Source organism: Actinomadura rudentiformis (genome assembly GCF_008923185.1).
GTDB classification, from domain to species: Bacteria; Actinomycetota; Actinomycetes; order Streptosporangiales; family Streptosporangiaceae; genus Spirillospora; species Spirillospora rudentiformis.
The window spans coordinates 1-1,454 of record NZ_WBMT01000048.1 but is presented as its reverse complement, the minus strand read 5'-3'; the positions used below and the strand labels follow the sequence as shown (position 1 = coordinate 1,454).

1 pseudogene is annotated in these 1,454 nt (G+C 63.1%); it reads right to left on the bottom strand.

The features are described from left to right. A pseudogene (locus tag F8566_RS49535) lies at positions 1–1,454 on the bottom strand (DNA-directed RNA polymerase subunit beta); the annotation flags it as partial.

The following is a 1,454-nucleotide window of genomic DNA, read 5'->3' as shown; positions in this document are numbered from 1 at the left end:
TCGACCTTGCGGTACGGGGTCTCGACGAACCCGAACGGGTTGACCCGCCCGAACGCCGCCAACGACCCGATCAGGCCGATGTTCGGCCCCTCAGGCGTCTCGATCGGACACATCCGCCCGTAGTGCGAGGGGTGAACGTCACGCACCTCCATGCCCGCCCGCTCACGCGACAGACCACCCGGGCCCAGCGCGGAGAGACGCCGCTTGTGCGTCAGACCCGCGAGGGGGTTGGTCTGGTCCATGAACTGCGACAGCTGCGAGGTGCCGAAGAACTCCTTGATCGAAGCCACGACCGGGCGGATGTTGATCAGAGTCTGCGGCGTGATCGCCTCGACGTCCTGCGTGGTCATCCGCTCCCGGACGACCCGCTCCATCCGCGCCAGACCCAGACGCACCTGATTCTGGATCAGCTCACCCACCGTCCGCAGACGACGATTACCGAAGTGATCGATGTCGTCGACCTCGATCGGCACCGGGGCGGACCCGACGGTGGCCTCCTCCTCGCCGGCGTGCAGCCGGACGAGGTACTCGATGGTCCCGACGATGTCGTCTTCGGTGAGGGTGCCCTGGTTCATGTCCAGGTCCAGCCCGAGCTTCTTGTTGATCTTGTAGCGGCCGACCTTGGCCACGTCATACCGCTTGGGATTGAAGTACAGATTCTCCAGCAGCGTCTGCGCCGACTCCTTGGTCGGCGGCTCACCCGGCCGCAGCTTGCGGTAGATGTCCAGCAACGCATCATCCTGACCGGAGGTGTGATCCTTCTCCAGCGTCACGTTGATCGACTCATACCCGCCGAAATGCTCGCGGATCCGCGCCTCATCCCACCCCAGCGCCTTCAGCAACACCGTCACCGGCTGCTTGCGCTTGCGATCGATACGCACACCCACGTTGTCGCGCTTGTCGACCTCGAACTCCAGCCAGGCACCCCGGCTCGGAATCACCCGACACCCATAGATGTCCTTGTCCGAGGCCTTGTCCAGCGCCCGATCGAAGTACACACCAGGAGACCGCACCAGCTGCGAGACGACCACCCGCTCGGTGCCGTTGATGATGAACGTCCCCTTCGGCGTCATGAGCGGGAAATCACCCATGAACACCGTCTGGCTCTTGATCTCACCAGTGGTGTTGTTGATGAACTCCGCCGTCACGAACATCGGGGCGGAGTAGGTCATGTCCTTGTCCTTGCACTCCTCCACGGAGTACTTGGGCGGCTCGAACCGGTGATCCCGGAACGACAGGGACATCGTCCCCGAGAAGTCCTCAATGGGACTGATCTCTTCAAAGATCTCTTCCAGACCCGACTGCGTCGGGACACTTCTACTTCCGGCCTTCTGGGCCGCCTCGACCCGGGCCTTCCACCTCTCATTACCCAGCAGCCAATCAAACGAGTTGGTCTGCAGAGCAAGGAGGTCCGGGACTTCGAGCGGCTCCTTGATGCGCGCGAAGGAGACGCG